Below are 3,841 nucleotides of genomic sequence, written 5' to 3'. Positions count from 1 at the left end.
CGCGGCCGGGAGGCGCGCGGTCCGGCGCGGCTGGGCGGGCGCCTCGGCGCTCGGCTCGGCGCCCGCCCGGCCGTGCTGGACGGCGAGCTCGCGGTCCTCGACGGCCGCGAGACCTACATGCTCTTCGACGTCGTCCACCTCGACGGGCACTCCCTGCTGGACGTGCCGTACCGGGAGCGGCGGGAGCGGCTCGACGGGCTGGAGCTGTCGGGCCCGATGTGGCAGACGGCGCCGTGGTACCCCGGCGAGGGCGGCGCCGTCCGCGACGCCGCCCGCGACCAGGGCCTGCCCGGCGTCGTCGCCAAGCGCCTCGACTCCGGCTACGAGCCCGGCACCGAGGCGGACGCCTGGCGCCTCATCCCGGTCGGCTAGCCCGTCAGTAGGCCACGGTGATGCGGCGGCGGACGGCGTCGCCGCGCTCCAGCTCGTCGACCAGCGCGATCGCGAAGTCCTCCGCGCTGATGCGGCTGGTGCCGTCCGCGTCGGTCAGCAGCTGGTCGCCGCCCAGGCGGAACGTGCCCGTGCGCTCGCCCGGCTCGATCACCGCGGCGGGCGAGACGTACGTCCAGTCGAGGTCGTCCGCCTCGGCCCGGATGACGTCCAGCAGCGAGGCGTACGCGAGGGCCTCGGGCTTGTAGGGCTCGGGGAACTCGGGCGTGTCCACGAGCCGGACGCCCGGCGCGACCTCCAGGCTGCCCGCGCCGCCGACCACGACCAGCCGCCGGACGCCGGCCTTGCGGAGGCCGGCCAGGACGGCGCGGCCCGTGTCCAGGACCGGCTGGAGCGTCTCCGAGCCGTCCCGGGGCGGCGAGGTCGCCACCACGACCGCGTCGTGGCCCGCGGCCAGCTCGGCGACGGTGTCGGCGTTCCCGGCGTCGCCCTTCCGGGTGCCGTCGTTGCCGGTGCGCGTGACGCCGGTGACCTCGTGGCCGCGGCCGCGGGCCTCGTCCGCCACGCGCCGCCCGACCATCCCGGTCGCGCCGAACAGCAGAATCCTCATGTCGACCTCCTCGAACGTCGTCGTCACCGCCGAAAGTATCCATCGGATACTGGTTACTTCAACGTGCTATTGGTACCCTTTGGAAACCATGAAGGGCGACGCTTTCGATCCGAACTGCCCGACCCGGCTGATCCTCGACCGCATCGGCGACAAGTGGTCGGTGCTCGTCGTGCTGAGCCTGTCCGGCGGCCCGCTGCGGTTCAGCCGGCTGCGCGAGCTGATCGGCGGGGTCACCCCGAAGGTCCTCACCCAGACCCTGCGGGCGATGGAGCGCGACGGCCTGCTGACGCGCCGGGTGTACGCCGAGGTCCCGCCGCGCGTCGAGTACGCGCTGACCCCACTGGGGCTCTCCCTCCAGCGCCCGATCGAGGCCATCGCCGAGTGGGCCGAGGAGAACGTCGAGGCCGTGGTCTCCGCCCGCGACCGCCACGACGCCGCCCTCACGCCGTCCTGACGCCCCGCCGCCCGTAGCCGGTTCGCCCGTAGCCGGTCGCCCGTGGCCCGCCGCTCCCGGACGCCGCGCCCGCCGTCGCGGAACCTTCCCGGGCCGTCCCACATCAAACGGACGTAGCACCCGCATCGGCGCGTCGTCGTCGAAAACGATCAGTAGCGGGTTAGAGTCCGGCCGAACCGGTGGAACGGGCCCCACCGGCGGTGCGGGCGGAAGGCGGGGGATTCGGCACATGATGGGCAAGACGCACGCCATGAGCGGGGCGCTCGCATGGCTGGCCGCCGTCCCGCTGCTCGCCCAGGAGCGGCTGATCGGCGACTTCGCGGTGTCGCTGTCGGCCGAGCAGGTCGCCGCGGGCGCCGTGGTCTGCGCGGGCGCCGCGATCCTGCCCGACATCGACCACCACAACGGCCGCATCGCCAACACCTTCGGCCCGATCACCGGCGTCATGTGCAAGTGGGTCGGCAAGCTGTCCGGCGGGCACCGGGAGGCCACCCACTCGGTCCTGTTCGCCGTCGGCATCGGCTACGCGATGGACCTGCTCGCCACCCACTACGTGTACGCCTGGTGGGCCTGCCTCTTCATGATCGTCGGCCTCGGGCTGCGCGGCGTCGGGTTCGACTTCGAAGGCAAGGAGCCGCAGTCGGCGCTGGCCGACTGCGCGCTCGCCGGCATCGCCGTGTGGCTCATGCACAACCTCGACATGAGCTTCGTCGGGTTCGCGGTCACGCTCGGCTGCCTCGCGCACGTCGCCGGCGACTGCCTGACGCCGCGGGGCTGCCCCGTCTTCTGGCCGCTGCCGTGGCGGGTCGAGATCCCGCTGATCCCGCGGACGGACGGCAAGGTCGAGCGGTGGGTCGTCACGCCCGTCCTCACGCTCGGCGTCGCGATCCTGGCCGTCCGGTCCGTGCTCGGCGACGTCACCGCCGACTGGCTCACCCGAGGCTGACCCCGGGCCGCCGGAGCCCGGACGCCGGACGCCCGGGCGGCGTCCGGCTCACCGCATGTCGTCGAAGTCGTCGCAGGACAGCGGACTGCGTGGAGCGACGGTCTGGGGGAACCTGCTGACGTCCACGGCGTCGATGCCGCTGATGGCGGTCGCCGTGCACACGATCTGCGCCAGCGCCGCGCGCGACGGGTAGCCCGCGGGCAGGGGCCCTTCGTCCGCCATGCCGACGATCAGCAGCGACGGGTCGTCGGTCGCGGTGAAGGCCCTGAGCAGCGGACGCGGGAGCACCGCCGTCGTCAGGCCGTGCCGCCGCTCGCTCATCGTGGGCGGCACCTGGAGCTGGGCGAGGGGCAGGTACGGATGCCCCGGCAGGCCCGGCCGCACGGCGGGCACCAGCATCCGGCCCTCCGACAGCAGGTAGACGATGCCGCTGGTCGCCGTCCCGGAGGCGACCGGTTTGGCGCCCGCCGACAGGACCCCGGTCGGCCGGACCCCGCAACCGGCCGTCGCCGCCGCGCCCGCCGCGGTCGCCGCCGCCAGGACCGCCGCCAGGACCGCCGCTCCCCCGCGGTTCGGCCCGCCCCATCGCCTCATCGGCCCTCGCCTCCGTCCGTGTCCGGGTCCCGCGGGAGCCAGAGAGTGAACACCGCTCCCCCGTCCGGCCCGTTGGCCGCCTCCAGGGTGCCGCCGTGCAGCAGCGCGTTCTCCTTGGCGATCGACAGGCCGAGGCCGCTGCCGTCGCTGCGGGAACGGGCCGCCTCCGCCTTGACGAAGCGGTCGAAGACTGCGCCGAGCAGGTCGCCGGGCACACCGGGGCCGTGGTCGGCGACGGAGAGCGTCACCCCGGGGACGCCCGCGCGCTCCTCCGCGGCGAAGCGCAGCTCGACCGGCGGGCGGCCGTGCTTCAGCGCGTTCCCGGCGAGGTTGGCGACGATGACGTCGAGCCTGCGCGGGTCCGCGCGGACGACCAGGTCCGCCGGGCCGCGCACCGCCACCTCGCCCGTCCAGCCGCGCGCGGCCAGCGTCCCGGCGACCGCGCCCGCCACCTCGACGTCGTCCAGGACGAGCGCGGCGGCGCCGGCGTCGAAGCGGCTGATCTCGATCAGGTGCTCGACGAGCCGGCCGAGCCGCCGGGTCTCGCCGGCGACGAGCCGGGCCGCGTCGCCGTCGCCGTCCTCCCCCGCCTCGTCGGCGAGCACGTCCGTCATGGCGACCATCGACGTCAGCGGGGTGCGCAGCTCGTGCGACACGTCGGCCACGAACCGGCGGGACGCCGCCTCCATCGCGCGCAGGTCCGTCACCGTGCGCTCCAGCGCCTCCGCCGTGCGGTTGAAGGTGCGCGCCAGGTCGGCCAGCTCGTCGCGGCCCCGGACGCGGACGCGGGTGCCGAGCTCGCCGTCGCCGAGGGCGCGCGCCGCGGCGCCGAGCCGGCGCACCGGGC

At 75.2% G+C, this 3,841-nt stretch carries 6 protein-coding genes; 3 read left to right on the top strand and 3 right to left on the bottom strand.

What is annotated here, in order from left to right:
• Window positions 1-372 (top strand): ATP-dependent DNA ligase (locus tag E1300_RS48355; RefSeq protein ID WP_442316432.1); only part of this gene is annotated, 372 nt, incomplete at its 5' end.
• A 4-nt stretch (window positions 373-376) separates the two neighbouring features.
• Here E1300_RS48355 and E1300_RS48350 read toward each other — a convergent pair.
• Window positions 377-1,027 (bottom strand): NAD(P)-dependent oxidoreductase, encoded by a 651-nt coding sequence (locus E1300_RS48350; RefSeq protein ID WP_242619888.1) that lies wholly within the window; start codon window positions 1,025-1,027, stop codon window positions 377-379.
• A 61-nt stretch (window positions 1,028-1,088) separates the two neighbouring features.
• Here E1300_RS48350 and E1300_RS48345 point away from each other — a divergent pair, with 61 nt between their 5' ends.
• Window positions 1,089-1,454, top strand: a complete 366-nt coding sequence (locus tag E1300_RS48345) for a winged helix-turn-helix transcriptional regulator (protein ID WP_131763975.1) — start codon at window positions 1,089-1,091, stop codon at window positions 1,452-1,454.
• A 229-nt stretch (window positions 1,455-1,683) separates the two neighbouring features.
• A complete protein-coding gene (locus tag E1300_RS48340; RefSeq protein ID WP_207400437.1) occupies window positions 1,684-2,400 on the top strand; it encodes a metal-dependent hydrolase in 717 nt (238 codons plus the stop codon).
• Window positions 2,401-2,448: 48 nt separating this feature from the next.
• On the opposite strand, the gene E1300_RS48335 is transcribed toward E1300_RS48340, so the two are convergent.
• Both E1300_RS48335 and E1300_RS48330 read right to left on the bottom strand, forming a co-directional pair.
• On the bottom strand, window positions 2,449-2,994 hold the full coding sequence (locus E1300_RS48335) for a hypothetical protein (protein ID WP_131763974.1): 546 nt from the start codon (window positions 2,992-2,994) through the stop codon (window positions 2,449-2,451).
• On the bottom strand, window positions 2,991-3,841 hold an 851-nt coding region (locus tag E1300_RS48330), incomplete at its 5' end, for an ATP-binding protein (RefSeq protein WP_131763973.1). The genes E1300_RS48335 and E1300_RS48330, both read right to left, overlap by 4 nt.

It is taken from the genome of Actinomadura fibrosa (assembly GCF_900659615.1).
GTDB classification, from domain to species: Bacteria; Actinomycetota; Actinomycetes; order Streptosporangiales; family Streptosporangiaceae; genus Spirillospora; species Spirillospora fibrosa.
This window is presented reverse-complemented; position numbering and strand designations above follow the sequence as displayed.